Origin of the sequence: Actinokineospora spheciospongiae (genome assembly GCF_000564855.1) — a bacterium.
GTDB lineage: Bacteria > Actinomycetota > Actinomycetes > Mycobacteriales > Pseudonocardiaceae > Actinokineospora > Actinokineospora spheciospongiae.
In genome coordinates this window covers 21,340-35,518 of the sequence record NZ_AYXG01000161.1, presented here as the reverse complement: position 1 = coordinate 35,518, position 14,179 = coordinate 21,340, and the positions used below count along the sequence as shown (strand labels likewise).

10 protein-coding genes are annotated in these 14,179 nt (G+C 76.0%); 7 read left to right on the top strand and 3 right to left on the bottom strand.

Annotated features, from left to right (window positions below):
* Nucleotides 1–3 precede the first annotated feature (3 nt).
* The 4 genes from UO65_RS21090 (at nucleotide 4) to UO65_RS21075 (ending at nucleotide 5,202) form a co-directional block, all read left to right on the top strand.
* Nucleotides 4–411 carry a GPW/gp25 family protein gene (locus UO65_RS21090; protein WP_035285347.1) on the top strand — a complete coding sequence of 136 codons (408 nt, stop codon included), beginning with the start codon at nucleotides 4–6 and terminating at the stop codon, nucleotides 409–411.
* Nucleotides 411–2,363, top strand: a complete 1,953-nt coding sequence (locus UO65_RS21085; RefSeq protein WP_035285346.1) for a putative baseplate assembly protein — start codon at nucleotides 411–413, stop codon at nucleotides 2,361–2,363. Before UO65_RS21090 ends, UO65_RS21085 begins: the two co-directional genes overlap by 1 nt.
* The gene (locus UO65_RS21080) at nucleotides 2,360–2,923 is read left to right on the top strand and encodes a phage tail protein (RefSeq protein WP_035285344.1); all 564 of its coding nucleotides are present in this window, start codon (nucleotides 2,360–2,362) and stop codon (nucleotides 2,921–2,923) included. Before UO65_RS21085 ends, UO65_RS21080 begins: the two co-directional genes overlap by 4 nt.
* 1,304 nt (nucleotides 2,924–4,227) lie before the next feature.
* Nucleotides 4,228–5,202, top strand: a complete 975-nt coding sequence (locus UO65_RS21075) for an NADase-type glycan-binding domain-containing protein (protein WP_411431366.1) — start codon at nucleotides 4,228–4,230, stop codon at nucleotides 5,200–5,202.
* Nucleotides 5,203–5,244: 42 nt separating this feature from the next.
* Here the strand turns inward: UO65_RS21075 and UO65_RS21070 are convergent, their stop codons facing one another.
* Nucleotides 5,245–7,992, bottom strand: a complete 2,748-nt coding sequence (locus UO65_RS21070; protein ID WP_035285343.1) for a BTAD domain-containing putative transcriptional regulator — start codon at nucleotides 7,990–7,992, stop codon at nucleotides 5,245–5,247.
* Nucleotides 7,993–8,186: 194 nt separating this feature from the next.
* Between UO65_RS21070 and UO65_RS21065 the strand changes: the two genes are divergently transcribed.
* From UO65_RS21065 to UO65_RS21055, 3 genes are all read left to right on the top strand, one after another.
* The gene (locus UO65_RS21065; RefSeq protein WP_035285341.1) at nucleotides 8,187–9,467 is read left to right on the top strand and encodes a COG1470 family protein; all 1,281 of its coding nucleotides are present in this window, start codon (nucleotides 8,187–8,189) and stop codon (nucleotides 9,465–9,467) included.
* A 116-nt stretch (nucleotides 9,468–9,583) separates the two neighbouring features.
* Entirely contained in the window at nucleotides 9,584–10,207 is a 624-nt protein-coding gene (locus UO65_RS21060) for a response regulator transcription factor (protein WP_035285339.1), read from the top strand.
* Nucleotides 10,208–10,628: 421 nt separating this feature from the next.
* Complete coding sequence (locus UO65_RS21055) at nucleotides 10,629–12,233, top strand: helix-turn-helix domain-containing protein (protein WP_052021449.1); 1,605 nt, start codon at nucleotides 10,629–10,631, stop codon at nucleotides 12,231–12,233.
* Between the two features lie 39 nt (nucleotides 12,234–12,272).
* On the opposite strand, the gene UO65_RS38250 is transcribed toward UO65_RS21055, so the two are convergent.
* Both UO65_RS38250 and UO65_RS21045 read right to left on the bottom strand, forming a co-directional pair.
* A complete protein-coding gene (locus UO65_RS38250) occupies nucleotides 12,273–13,520 on the bottom strand; it encodes a lytic transglycosylase domain-containing protein (protein ID WP_152552194.1) in 1,248 nt (415 codons plus the stop codon).
* A gap of 91 nt (nucleotides 13,521–13,611) precedes the next feature.
* Nucleotides 13,612–14,178, bottom strand: coding sequence for a TetR/AcrR family transcriptional regulator (locus UO65_RS21045; protein ID WP_052021444.1), 567 nt, complete (start codon nucleotides 14,176–14,178; stop codon nucleotides 13,612–13,614).
* Nucleotide 14,179: the final 1 nt, after the last annotated feature.

Genomic DNA, 14,179 nt, shown 5'->3' with positions numbered 1-14,179 from the left:
CCGGTGACAGAAGACGAGTTCATCGGCCGCGGCTGGGCGTTCCCCTTCGACGTCACCAGCAACGGCACCATCGCCACCGTCGGCGGCGTCCGCAAGGTCGAACAGGCCATGACGCTGGTGCTTTCGACCTACCCGGGGGAGCGGCCGTTCCGCCCGGCCTTCGGCGCCAAGCTGCGCGACTTCGTCTTCGAGGGCGCCACCCCGGTGGTGTTCGCCCAGATCCAGCGCGAGGTGCACGACTCGCTGGCCATGTGGGAGCCGCGGGTCACCGTGCGCGACGTCTTCGTCCACCCGGACGAGCACCAGGAGAACCTGCTCAACATCGACATCACCTACCTGGTCAAGGGTGAGAACGATCCGCGCAACCTGGTCCACCCCTTCTACACCATTCCCGACGAGGGGGACTACTGATGGTGCTTCCCGCCCCCAGCCTGGACGACCGGCGGTTCCAGGACCTGGTCGACGACGCCAAGCGGTACGTGATGCGGCGCTGTCCTGAGTGGACGGACCACAACGTCTCCGACCCCGGCGTCACGCTGATCGAGGCGTTCGCCTTCATGACCGAGCAGCTCTGCTACCGGCTCGACCGGGTGCCCGACCGGCTGTACGTGAAGTTCCTGGAACTGCTGGGGCTGCGGATGCTGCCGCCCACCCCGGCCGAGGTGCCGGTCACGTTCTGGCTGTCCACCCCGGCCAGGTCCCCGCTGGTGATCCGGGCGGGCACGGCCGTGTCCACCACCCGCACCGAGAGCGAGGAGTCGGTGGTGTTCTCCACGATCACCGACCTGCCGGTGCTGCCCACCTCGATCGCCGCGGTGCGCCGGGTCTCCGGGAGCGGGGTGGCCAGCGAGAACCAGACCACCGCCCACGAGATCGGCCAGGAGTTCGCCGCGTTCGGCGAACCGCCGCAGCTCGACGACGCGCTGCTGATCGGCCTGCGCGACCCCGCGCCCGCCTGCGCCATGCGGCTGGACTTCCGCGGTGAGACCACCGGTGTCGGCGTCAACCCGCTGCACCCGCCGCTGGTGTGGGAGGCGTGGACGGGCACCGGGTGGACCGGGTGCGACGTGACCACCGACGAGACCGGCGGGCTCAACCGGTCCGGCCGGATCGTGGTGCACCTGCCGCGCGGGCACGAGGCCAGCGTCATCGAGGACCAGCGGGCGGGCTGGCTGCGGGTGCGGGTGGTCGAACCGCTGCCGGGACAACCGTCCTACAGCTCCTCGCCGGTGGTCCGGTCGCTGGCCGCGGGCACCGTCGGCGCCACCGCCGCGGCGGTGCACGGGCGGATCGTGGAGTTCGAGGAACTCGGCGAGTCCGAGGGCGTGCCGGGGCAGCGGTTCCGGCTCAACCACGCCCCGGTCCTGGCCGGGGCGCACGCCGCGGTGATCGAGGTGGCGGGGGAGACCGGGTGGCAGGAGTGGACGCAGGTCGACGGCTTCGCCACCAGCGGCCCGCACGACCGGCACTTCGTGCTCGACGGGGTCGCGGGCGAGGTCGAGTTCGGCCCGGCCGTGCGGTTGCCCGACCGCGGGCTGCACCAGTACGGCGCGGTCCCGCCGCCGGGCGCGCGGGTCCGGGCGCGCCGCTACTACAGCGGCGGCGGCCTGCGCGGCAACGTCGCCCGCCACGCCGTGGACACCCTCAAGGGCTCCATCCCGTTCGTGGCCGGGGTGACCAACCTGCACCCGGCCTCCGGTGGCGTCGACGGGGAGACCCTGGAGGAGGCCAAGACCCGCGGGCCGATCATGCTGCGCACCCGCAGCCGCGCGGTCACCGCCGAGGACTACGAGGCCATCTCCCGCGAGGCCGCCCCGGAGGTCGCCCGCATCCACTGCCTCACCGCGGGCGAGGACGACGTGGCGCACGGCGCGGTGAAGGTGCTCGTGGTGCCCGCCGCCGCGCACCGCGACGGCCAGTTGCTCTTCGCCGACCTGGTGCCCGCCGCCGACACCCTGGAGCGCATCGCCCGCAGGCTCGACGACGTGCGGCTGGTCGGCACCCGGGTCCTGGTGGAACCGCCCCGCTACCGCGGCGTCACGGTCGTGGCCCGGCTGGTGGCGCGCACCCGGCTCGACCCGGACGAGGTCCGCACCAGGGCGCTGACCGCGCTGTACTCCTTCATCAACCCGCTGACCGGCGGCGAGGACGGCACCGGCTGGGCGTTCGGCAGGCGGGTCTCGCACGGCGAGGTGTTCGCGCTGCTGCAATCGGTGCGCGGGGTGGACGTGGTGGAGGACGTGCGGCTCTACGGCGCGAACCCGGTGACCGGGGAGCGCGGCGCCGAGGTGACCCGGCTGCCGGTGGGCGCGGGCGGGCTCGCCTTCTCCTACGACCACCAGGTCCGGGTGGAGCGGTCGTGAGCACCCCCACCGGCCGGGCCGTGGTGCCCGGTTCCCCCGCCCCGCTGCCCTCGCCGTACCCGCTGATCGACCACCTGCCCGCGGTGTTCGCCGAGGACCGGTTCGCGGCGCGCTTCACCGCGGCCTTCGACGACGTGCTCGCCCCGATCATCAACACCATCGACTGCGTGCACGGCTACGTCGACCCGCTGCTGGCCCCCGAGGGGTTCGTCCGCTGGCTGTCGAGCTGGTTCGGCGTGCTGCTGGACGAGAGCTGGCCGCTGTCGGCGCAGCGCGCGGTGGTCGCCGAGGCGGTGGACCTGTTCCGGATGCGCGGCACCATGGCCGGGCTGCGCAGGCACCTGGAGGTCGTGGTGGACGGGGAGGTGGAGATCACCGAGAGCGGCGGCACGTCGTCCTCGGTGCGCCCCCGGCCCGACCCGCCGACCGACGTGGAGCACTGGGTCCGGGTCACCGTCCGCCCCCGGGTGCCCGACTCGCTGTCCGAGGCCGCCGTGGCCGCGGTGATCCGCGCGGCCAAACCGGTCCACATCGCGCACTCGCTGGAGGTGCTGCCGTGATCGTCTGCACGATGTGCGGCAACCACAACGACGAGGCCGCCGCGTTCTGCGGCGACTGCGGCAAGTTCCTGGAGTGGAACGGCGAGAAGGTCGCCCCGCCGCCGGAGGTGGTAGTGGTGGTGGAGGAACCGCCCCCGCCGCCGCAGCCGGAGAAGCTGACGCTGTGGCAGCGGGTGCGCGACAAGGTCGCGTCCTGGCTGCCCGAGCGGGTCTACGTGGAGAGGCGCGAACCCGCGCCCGCCGCCGCGGCCCTGGCCACCTGGACCTCGGAGGCCGAACCGCCGCCACCCCCGCCACCCCCGCCGCCAGCGGGTGCGCCCCCGCCGCCTCCGCCCCCACCGGGCGCGAAGCCGCCGCCGCCCCCACCTCCCGGCGCCAAGCCGCCGCCTCCGCCGCCAGGAGCGAAGGCGCCGCCACCCCCGCCGCCCGGTGCGAAGGCACCGGCGCCGCCCGGGGCCAAGCCGCCGCCTCCGCCGGGTGCCGCACCGCCGCCCCCGCCCCCGGGGGCGAAACCGCCCGTGCCGCCCGGCGGCAGCACGGCGGCTGGTGGTGTGGCTGGTGGCGCCGCCAGCGGTGGTAGCGCGGCAGCCGGTGGTGCGGCTGGTGGTAGTGCGGCAGCCGGTGGTGGTGCGGCGGGTGCTCCGCCCCTGCCGCCCGGGGCCAAGCCGCCGCCCCCCGGGGCGAAGCCCCCACCCCCGCCGGGCGCCACATCGCCGCCGCCCCCGCCCCCGGGGGCGAAGCCGCCCGCGCCGCTCGGTGGTGCGGCCGGTGGTAGCGCGGCGGCCAGTGGTGCCGCCGCCGGTGGTGGCGCGGCAGCCGGTGGTGGTGCGGCCGGTGGCAGTGCGGCGGCTGGTGGTGGTGGCGCGGCTGGCGGCAGCGCGGCGGCCGGTGGTGGTGCGGCGGGCGCTCCGCTCTCGCCGCCCGGGGCCAAGTTTCCACCTCCGCCGGGTGCTGCATCGCCGCCCCTGCCTCCGGGGGCGAGACCGCCCGCGCCGCCTGGTGGTGCGGCCGGTGGCAGTGCGGCGGCCGGTGGTGCCGCCAGCGGTGGTGGCGCGGCTGGTGGTGGTGCGGCCGGTGGTGGCGCAGCGGGTGCTCCGCCCCTGCCGCCCGGGGCCAAGCCGCCGCCCTCCGGGGCCACGGCCCCGCCTCTGCCGGGTGCCGCACCGCCGCCCCCGGGGGCGAAATCGCCTGCGCCGCCCGGGGCGGGTGCTGCGGGTGCTGCGGGTGCGCCGCCTGCACCCCCGGGGGCCAAGCCGCCCGGCGGGGGCGGTGCGGGTACGCCGCCCCCGCCGCCTGTGGCGAAGATGCCGCCTGCGGCGAAGGTGCCGCCCCCCGGGGCGAAGCCGTCCGCGGCTGAGTCGGGACCCGCGCGGCCCGCGGCCGACCCGGAGTTGGTGGCCGCGTTGGCGCTGTCGGTCATCGGGGTGGCCGAGGCGCGGCCGGAGGAGCCGCCCGAGTTGGCGCCCGCGCCCGCGGTCAAGAAGACCCGGGCGATCGTGCGCACCAAGCCGACCCGCAGGCTCGAACCCGACGACCTGGTGTGCGCGGTCTGCGGTGAGGGCAACGCCCCCACCCGCAACTTCTGCAGCCGCTGCGGGGAGTCGCTGGCCGACGCCGGGGTGGTGCGGCTCGCCTGGTGGCGCAGGCTGTTCCGGCGCAAGCCCAAGCGGCACCCCGCGGGCACCCGCCCGGGCGCCAAGGGCACCCGCCAGCACCGCAACTGGTTGGCGACGCTGTCGCTGCGCAGGCTGCGCACGGTGCTGGTGGTCGTCGCGGTGGTGCTGGGGCTCGTCTACGCGGTGTACCCGCCGTTCCGGGCCACCGTCGTCGACAACGTGCGCGCCCTGTACCGCAAGGTCGCGCCCACCCTGGACCCGATCCGGCCCACCACCGTGTCCTCGCCGACGGCCATCCCCGACCACCCGCCCGGGATGCTCGTGGACACCTACGACAACACCTTCTGGGCCGCGCAGCTCGGCGGTGCCCGGCCCAAGGTGGTCTTCACGTTCGGGGAGAGCTACCTGCTGCGCAGCATCATCCTCCACTCGGGAGCGCTCGAGTCGTTCACCGAGGACGGTCGGCCGTCGATCCTGCGGCTGACCTACAACACCGGCAAGAGCGAGAACGTGTTGCCGCAGGACAGTTCCCGGGGGCAGACGATCGACCTCAAGAACACCACCCTGGTGTCCTCGGTGACCGTCGAGGTGGTCGACACCTACAGCGGCACCAAGCGGCAGACGGTGGCGATCAGCGAACTGGAGTTCTTCGCCCTCAAGTGATCCGGTGCCCCCCGGTCGGCCGCACCGGCCGGGGGGCACCCGTCAGCCCTCCGCGAGCAGGGTGCGGTACGCCTGCTGGCCGCGCCGGGCCGCCGCGACGTTCCCGGCGCGGCTGCGGGCCTCGGCCAGCAGCGACCACAGCCGGTGGTCCAGTTCGTCGATGCGCAGCGCCCGCTCGCACACCTCGATCGCGGCGGTCAGGTCACCGCGCCGCATCTCCAGCCCGGCCAGCGCGACGGCGACCCCGGCGGCCTCGCCGCGCAGGCTCTCCCGCTTGGCCAGCACCCACTCCGTCGCGCCCTCCTCGCTGAGCAGTTCGCCGCGGTAGAGGTCGAGCACCCGGTGGCCGCGCTCGACCATCGCAGGCAGGTCGCGGGTGCGCCTGCTCTCGCGCCAGTCGCGCACCGCCCCGGCGAAGTCGGCCACGTCCACCGCGCTGCCCGGGGGCAGCGCCAGCAGGTAGGTGCTGCCGTGGCGCAGGACGCCGAACCCGTCCACCGCGTACCCGCGCAGCAGGGCGCGCAGGCTGGAGATCGCCACCTGGAGCCGGTGCTTGGCCTGCTTGAGCGGCGCGTCCGGCCACAGCGCCGCCACCAGCCGCTCCTCGTGCAGCGGTTGCCCGTAGTGCATCGACAGCACCCGCAGCACCCGGCGGGCCTGCGCGCGCAGCACGTCGAGGTCGACCGGGGTGCCCGCGACGACCAGCGAGTAGGAACCCAGGCAGCGCACCGCGACCGGCGGCACCGGCGCGACCGGCTCGGGGACGACCGCGAGCGCGGGGCCCGCCGGGGCGGCCGGGGTGCGCATCGCCCGCGCGGCGGCGGCGCCCTGCCGCGCGGCCCGCTGCACCGCCGTCGCGGCGACCAGCGCCTCGGTCCGCTCCCGCTCCGCGGCCGCGGCCGGGTCGCCCCGGCGGCCCAGTTCGTCGGCCAGCAGCACCCGCAGCCACGTCTCCGGCACCCGCGCCCCCAGCCGGGCGGCCCTGGCCGCGGTGGCGGTGAGGACGTCCACCGCCTCGTCGTGCCCGGCGCGGACCAGGCCCACCGCCAGCACGTAGCCGGTCAGCAGGGCGCCCCACTCGTCGCCGACCTCGCGGCACTCGTCGAGGACCGCGGCGGCGTCGGCGCACGCGTCCGGGTCGAGCAGGGCCGCGCCCGCCCTGGCCACCCTGGCCAGCCAGAGCCACCCGGCGCCCTGGGCGTCGGTGCTCAGCGCGGCGAACTCGGTGGGGGTGACCCGGCCCGCGGTCGAGGCCGCCAGCACCGCCACCAGCAGCCGGGCGGCCAGCGCGACGAACCCGCGGCCGGTGCCCAGCGGTTCGGCCAGTTCCGCGGCCAGCCGCGGCCTGCCGTCGAGCATCGCCGCCACCGCCCGGCTCAGGTCCCACTCCGGGCTCGTCGCGGGCACCGCCCTGGCCAGAAGCTGCACCGGTCTGCCGCGCACCGCCGCCGCCACGTGCCCGGACACGTCGTCCACCAGTGGGTCCCCGTCGCGCTCACCCTCCCCGCCGGGAATCCACCTGGCCACCCCGGAGCGCTCCAGCGAGCACTGCCAGCGCAGCCCGGGGTCGGACAGCCGGTCCTCGGCGTGCAGGTAGCGGTCGTAGGACTCGGCGAGCCTGCCCTCCCCGCGCAGGCGCCGCGCCTCGGCCAGCGCCACCCACGGGTCGTCGTCGAGCAGGGTGTGCGGCACCGAGGCCGCCGCGCGCAGGCCGCCGACCCCGGCCCTGGCCCGGTGCCGCACCTCCGCCGCGGCCACCCAGTCCTCGGCGCGGGCGTAGCCGCGGTGGGCCTCGGCCCAGTGGCCCGCGGTGACCAGGTGGCCCGCGGCGCTGTGGTGGTCCTGCCGGGCCAGGTGCCTGCCCCGGCGCTCGACCAGTTCGCCCTCCAGGTGCTGCTGGAGCAGGGTGTGGAACCGGTAGGCCCGCACGCCCCCGGGCACCGGCAGGGTCAGCGCCTGCCCGGCGGCCAGATCGGCGAGCACCGCGCCGCTGTCGCGCCGGTCCAGCAGGGCGTCGCACAGCGGGCCGTCGAGCACGCCGAGCGGGCTGACGCCCACCATGAACTCCTGGACCTCCGGCGGCAGCGGCCCGAGCACCTCCCTGCTCAGCCAGCCCGCGAGCTGCCGCGACCCCGCCAGCGGCTCGGCGAACGCCGCCGCCCGCTCCCGCGCCCCCGACAGCACGGTGTCGACGTGCAGCAGCCTGGCCGCCACCGGCAGCCCCTCGATCCGCGCGCACAGCGCCGCCGCCTCCTCCGGGCCCAGCGCGACGCCGTAGACCGAGGAGAACAGCTCCTCCACGTCCCAGGTGCGCAACCGCAGGTCGGCGTAGCCGAACCAGTGCACGGCGCCGGGCACGTCCGTCGCCCACACCGCCCGCTCGTCCCGCGTGGCCACCACGAACCGCACGCAGGCGGGCGCCTCGCGCACCAGCCGGGTCAGCGCGGCGGTGCCCGGGTGCGCGTCGTCGACCAGCACGGTCACCTCGCGCCCGAGCCGGTCGAACGCGGTCAGCACCGCGTCCACCTCGGGCGCGCAGCCCAGCGCCGAACCCAGGCCCGCCAGCAGACCGCCGTCCCCGGCCGCGGCGCGCACCGGCAGCGGCTCGGGCGCGGTGGCGGCGAGTTGGCGCAGCAGCACCGACTTGCCCGACCCGGCCGGGCCGAGGAGCACCCGCAACCGGGCGTCGGCCACCGCGGCCAGCCGGGTGAGCAGGCGCTCCCGGCGCAGCGTCCCCGCCTCGGTGGGCCGGGGCGGGACACGCGCTGGGGTGCTCTGCTGTGCGGACACGCGGGAAGTGTGGACGCCGCCGCGGCGGGTGTCAGCGGGCAAAGCGCCCACCGGGTGGTGCCCGACAGGGCAACCCGCACAGGCCCGTGCCGCCATTCGGCGCAGCCGGTTGCCCGTGCGGCCACCGTTCACCGCCCGCGCGGACGGTTCCCGCGCCGCTGCGCGGCCCCGGCCGCGCCCGCCACGATTGCCGCATGGCCGTCAGCGCGGTGCTCCGCACCACCCAGGTCACCGTGGCCCCCGGCGGGGCCGCGCGGTGCCACGTGCTCATCCGCAACAACTCCGCGGTGGTCGACCAGTTCGCCTTCACCGTGCGCGGCGACGTCGTCGACTGGACCGAGGTCAAGCCCGCCAGGGTCAACCTGATGCCGCAGCAGGAGGTCGGCGTCGAGCTGACCTTCACCCCGCCGCGCTCGCCGGGGGTGCTCGCCGGGGAGCACGCCTTCGCGCTGGTGGTCGCCTCGCGGGAGGACCCGGCCGGGTCGGTGGTGCAGGAGGGGCTGCTCACCCTCGATCAGTTCACCGAGGTCGAGGCCGCGGTGGTGCCGGTGACCTCCACCAGCAGGCGCACCGGCAAGCACACCCTCGCGGTGGACAACCTGGGCAACCACAGCCACGGCGTCGAGGTGAGCGCCACCGACGCCGACAGCAGGCTCACCTTCAAGGTCAAGCCGCGCGCGCCCCTGGTCGAACCCGGCACCGCCACCTTCGTCCGGGTGGTGGCCAAGCCGAAGAGGTACTTCTGGCGCGGGGAGAACCGGCTGCTGCCGTTCACCATCCGCGTCCTGGGCCCGGACGGGGCGCCGATCGAGGTGGAGGCCGCCCTCGACCAGGCGGCGCTGCTGCCGCGCCGGTTCGTCCGGCTGTTCGCGGTCCTGCTGGCGCTGATGCTGCTCCTGGTCATCCTGATCACCACCATCCTGCGCCAGCGACCGCTGTCGCTGGTGGGGCACGCGCCCGTTCCGTCGTCCACCCCGGCGCCGCCGAGCACGACGCCCACCCCGAGCAGCACCGCCCCGACGTCGTCCGCCCCGGTTCCCACGCCCACCGCCCCCGCGCCGCCCGCCCGGGTCGGCGGTGCCGGGTCGGCGGCCACGACCGGCCGGACGACCTCCGCCCCCGCCCCGGTGACCACGACGTTCACCATCGCCGCGCAGGCCTACCCCGGTGTCGGCGGCGGCCCGCAGCTTTTCTCCTACGTGGTCCCCGACGGTCCGCGCCACCGGGTGACCTCGGTGCTGCTGCGCAACCCGGCTGCGGACGTCGGGCAGGTCCAGATCCGGCACGACCGCACCGTGGTGGGCACCGTCGACCTGGCCGCGGTCGACCGCGACGGCGGCGACGGGTTGCTATTCCGCCCGGACGACCCGCCGCTGGTGGCCCCCGGCGAATCGCTCGTGCTGGCCGTGTCCTGCGGCAACGCGCGCGACCCGTGCACACCGCAGGGGGTGTTCACCGCCGCGCTGGTGCGGTAGCCGCACCGGGTCCGACGGCCGCGTTGAGCGGCCGTTGCGCTGTGTTGAGCCGGTGTTGAGCCCGCCGCGCACAGTGGTGGTCGGCACAGCGCAGCACCGACCAGAGGGGCGACGAGATGAACCGCATCCCTGTCCACGTCACCGCCATCGACCCGATCCTGCGGACCGGGGTGGACTCGCAACTGCGGTCGCGGCCGGAACTGCTCCTCGTCGCCCACCCGGCCCAGGAGCCCGGGGTGGTCAGCGTGGTGGTCAGCGACGTCGTGGACGACGCCGCGCTGGCCCTGGTGCGGGAGCTGCGCGGCCAGGGGGTGCGCCAGGTGGTGATGGTGCTCGCGCTGATCGACGACAGCGCGCTGTTGGCCGCGATCGAGGCGGGCGCCTGCGGCATCGTCCCGCGCGCGGAGGCCACCCCGGAGCGGCTGGTGGCCGCGATCGGGCACGCTGCGGGCATGGGCGGGGTGCTCTCGCCCAAGCTGCTGGGCAGGCTGCTCGACCAGGTCAACCGGTTGCAGAACCAGGTGCTCGCGCCCAGGGGCCTGCGGTTGACCGGGCTGTCGGACCGGGAGGCGTCGGTGTTGCGGCTGATCGCCCAGGGCATGGAGGTGCGCGAGATCGCCCACGAACTGTCCTATTCGGAGCGGACCATCAAGAACACGCTGCACGACGTGGTGAACCGCTTCCAGTTGCGCAACCGCGCGCACGCGGTCGCCTTCGCCCTGCGCGAGGGGATGATCTGAGCCGGGGGTCCGCACCACCGACCCCCCGACGGGGGCTGTCACCGACAGTGGAGTTGATCACAACGTGGTCCGGGCGGTACCGGACGCCACCCGGGGAGCCCGCATCCGGATCGACCAGCGCGAACAGGACGAATCCGAGCGGGCCTCGCGCCGTCGCGACCACAGTGGAAGGCGTGCCGGGCCGAAATGCTTGCCCTCTTTGGTGAATCGTCCGATCGGGTGACGCCTGAACGGACCGTACCACCGGACCGGTGATCGTCGTTGTCCTGGTGAACAGAAGACGGAGACCGCCCGGCAGCGTCGCCCGCGGACTCCGAACGGGGTCGGGGGATCGCGTCCCAACCGGGCGCGCGGTCGGTGAAAAGGTGACGCGCCGGTGGGTGCGCCGCCCGCGTCGTGCGGAACTGAGGAGACCCAGTCAATGTCCGTTGCGCTCAGTCGCCTGCTGTCCGTCGGATTCTTCAGCGACCAGACCGTCTTCGCCTCCGAGCGCTCGCTCGAGACGCCCGTCGACTCGGTCACCGCGGCACCGGCCGCGGCCGCGGTGGCCGAGGTGACCCCCGCCTCCCTCGTCGTGTTCGGCCGCACCCAACTGCGCGCCGAGGACGTCGACACCGACCTGGCGATCCGGCTCGCCGCCGAACGGGGGGCCACCGGTCTGCTGTTGCAACGGCCACCGCAGCCGCTGCCCCAGGCCACCCGGTCGCTGGCCGAGCGGTCCGGGGTGGCGCTGGTCCTGGTCGAGGACGCCGAACCCAACCGGCTGGTGCCCGCCATGGACCGCTACGTGCGCGCCCCGGAATCCGCCGACAGCGGGCTCGTCGGCCTCGTCGCGCACCGGCTGCGCGCGGCCCCACCGGACCCGGCGGAGATGGTCCGGCTGCTGGGGACGGCGCTGCGCCACCCGGTCGGCCTGGTCGACCCGACGGGCCGGGTGGTGGCCGGGGACCTGCGCCCGGCGCTGCTGCCGCTCACCGCGCCCACCACCGCCCGGCTCGCCGCGGCCCGCCCGCTGTCCCGGGTGTGCTCGGCCGGGCCGGACGCGCTGCTGCTCCTGCACCCGGTCCACCCCACCCCGGGCGGACCGGCGAACCTGTGGTTGGCGGCCGAGGTCCCGGTGTCGCCCGCGGCGCACGTGCGCGTGGTCACCCAGGCCCTCGGTGTGGCCGCGTGGGCGTTCGTCGCGCACTTCGCCACCGCCGCGGTCGACCTGGAGCGCCGGGGCAGGCGGCTGGAGGCGCTGCTGACCCGGCTGCTGGAGGAGGCGGGCGCGCCGAGGCTGCCGGTGCTGGAGCAGGCCACCGCGGCGGGCTGGCGGCTCGGCGGCTGGCACAGCGGCGTGCACGTGCGCTTCCGCGCCGGGCAGACCCCGACCGCGGTCGTCCGCGACCGGCTGCGCGAGCACCTGGCCACCCGGGGCGTCCGCGCCGAACCCGTCCCGTACGCCGACGGGTGGTCACTGTGGACCACCTCCCCCGTCGCACCCGGCCCGCAGGCGCAGGTCGACCTGATCGACGCGGTCCGCCGCGCCCTGCTCGCCGCCGAGCACGACTGCCCCGACCTGCGGCTGTGCGCGGGCGTCGGGTCCGCGGCGGAGGGCACCGCCGGGCTGCGCGACTCGCTGCGCGAGGCCCGGCGGGCGAGCGTGCTCGCCGGTGCCCGCGACGTCGCGGGCGCGGTGGAGCACATCGGCGCGAACGACGTGAAGCGCCTGCTGTCCAACAGGTACACCACGGGTGTCCAGCAGGACCTCGCGCACCAGTTGCTCGGCCCGCTCGCCGCGGACGCCTCGGGGCAGCTCCTGCACACCCTGTCCTGCTACCTGGACAACAAGTCCTCCGCCACCGCGACCGCCGCGGTGCTCGGGGTGCACCGCAACACCGTGCTGCAACGGCTCGACCGCATCCGGACCCTGCTCACCGTGGACTTCACCGACCCGGACGAGCGGCTGGCGCTGCACCTGGCCACCCGGCTGGTGCGGACCGGGACGCCGCACCGGGCGGGCGAGGACGTCGCCGCTTCCTGAGCCCGCCACGGCGGTGCCGGGGCGATGACCGCCACGCGGTCACGGGGCGGGGGTGCAGGTGGGTGTGGGGGAGGGCAGGCCGAGGAGGCCGCCGAGCAGGCCGGTCACCGGGACGAGCACGCACGTCAGGCCGGTCACCGGGTCCACCAGCACCTGCCCCACGGTGCCGACCGCGCCCTGCACCACACCACCGACCACCTGGGGCAACTCGGGCACCGGCGGCACCGGCGGCGGCGGGGGTGGCACCGGGGCGGGCGGTTGCGGGCGGGGCGTTCCGGGCTGGGAGGTTCCGGGGGGTGTCGGTGCCGGTGTGCCGGGCGGGGGCGGTGTCGGGCCGGTGGTGGGCGGTGTGGTGGGTGGTGTGGTGCCGGGCTGGTGCGGGGGAGCGGGGACCGCCTGCGGTGCGGCGGGCAGGGCGACCGCACCGCCGCCGCCCTCGGTCGCCGGGGTTCCTCCCGGGGCCGTCGGTGCCACGGCGGTGACACCGCCCGCGTAGGCGGCCATCCACGACCGGACCAGGCGAAGGTAGGCCGTGGAGTGGTTGTAGCTGAGCACCGCCGAGTCCAGGCCCGCCTCGGTGCGCAGGTCCCGGCCGCCCGCGCACAGGTAGCGGGCCGCGGCGGTGGCCGCGTCGTGGACGTTGTGCGGGCTGGCGACCCCGTCCCCGTTGCCGTCGGTGGACCACCTGGCCCAGGTGCCGGGGATGAACTGCATCGGGCCGACCGCCCGGTCCCAGCGCGCGTCGCCGTCCAGCCTGCCCAGGTCGGTGTCGCCGATGGCGGCGACGCCGGGGGCGCCGTCGAGCCGCGGTCCCAGGATCGCCTGGACGGTGGTGCCGCCCGCGTCGACCCGGCCGCCGCGGGCGTGGCCGGATTCCACCTTCCCGATGGCGGCCAGCAGGGGCACCGGCACCCCGCACCCCGGCTGCGAACCGGCCAGCGCGAGCGCGGCCCGCCGGTAGGCGGCCAGCACGGGGGCCGGGATGCCCGAGACCGACGCGGGCCGGTCCACGACGGTCCCGCCGCCGGGCGAGGTACGCTCGACCACCGGCACGACCGGGGGTGCCGCGGTCGGCGGGGTGCCGCCGTCCGCCCCGGGGACCGGGGCGGGCACACCCTCCACGACGCGCGGCCGGACCGGGGCCGGGTCGCCGTGCGCCCCCTGCCGCGCCCGCGCACCGGGCGACCCGGCCGCCCCGATCGCCGACGTGGTGAGCAGCGCCGCGATCACGGCGGCCGTGCGCGGCACCGCGCGCTGCCCTCGGGTGGGTGGGGTCGTTCGGGTCATGCCCCCGAGTAGAGCACCGCGGGCCCCGTTCCCGGGGCCCGCCAACGCTTTCCTGCCCTCGGGGGCAACCCTTCCCGCCCGCGCGGGCTCCTCAGGGGGTCAGGCTGCTCAGGGTGAGGTCCGCGAAGTGGCGCGCCACCTCTTCCGCGCTGAGCGGACCGTCCGGGTGATACCACAGGCCGAGCCGGTGGACCGCGCCGAAGTGGTAGCTGACCGCCAGTGTCGCCGGGACGTCGGACCGGAACGTCCCCTCCCGCTGCCCCTCTTCGATCAGGGCCTTGACCCGGTCGTGGTAGCCGCGGCGCTCACCGCGGACCATCTCGCGCACCCGGGGGGACAGCAGGTGGAAGGACTGGAAGAAGACCACCGCCTCGTCCAGGTCCGCGATCGTCGACTCCACCACGTCGCTGATGATGGCGTGCAGCTTCTCCCGCAGCGGCAGGTCGGAGTCGGCGATGGCCTCCATGCGCAGCCGCTGCCCGCCCTGCATCTGCCGGTAGACCTCGACGAGCAGGTCTTCCTTGGTGGCGAAGTAGTGGTAGAGGGCTCCCGTCGTCACCCCCGCCGCGTCGGCGATCTCGCGGACGGGGGTGGCGTCGAAGCCCTTGCGCGCGAACAGGGTGATGGCCGCGCGCACAACTCGGTCACGTACAGGCACC

Coding starts and splice junctions, on each gene's coding strand:
- UO65_RS21085 (WP_035285346.1), top strand. CDS start 411: ATGGTGCTTCCCGCCCCCAGCCTGGACGACCGGCGGTTCCAGGACCTG.
- UO65_RS21075 (WP_411431366.1), top strand. CDS start 4,228: ATGCCGCCTGCGGCGAAGGTGCCGCCCCCCGGGGCGAAGCCGTCCGCG.
- UO65_RS21065 (WP_035285341.1), top strand. CDS start 8,187: ATGGCCGTCAGCGCGGTGCTCCGCACCACCCAGGTCACCGTGGCCCCC.
- UO65_RS21060 (WP_035285339.1), top strand. CDS start 9,584: ATGAACCGCATCCCTGTCCACGTCACCGCCATCGACCCGATCCTGCGG.
- UO65_RS21055 (WP_052021449.1), top strand. CDS start 10,629: ATGTCCGTTGCGCTCAGTCGCCTGCTGTCCGTCGGATTCTTCAGCGAC.
- UO65_RS38250 (WP_152552194.1), bottom strand. CDS start 13,520: ATGACCCGAACGACCCCACCCACCCGAGGGCAGCGCGCGGTGCCGCGC.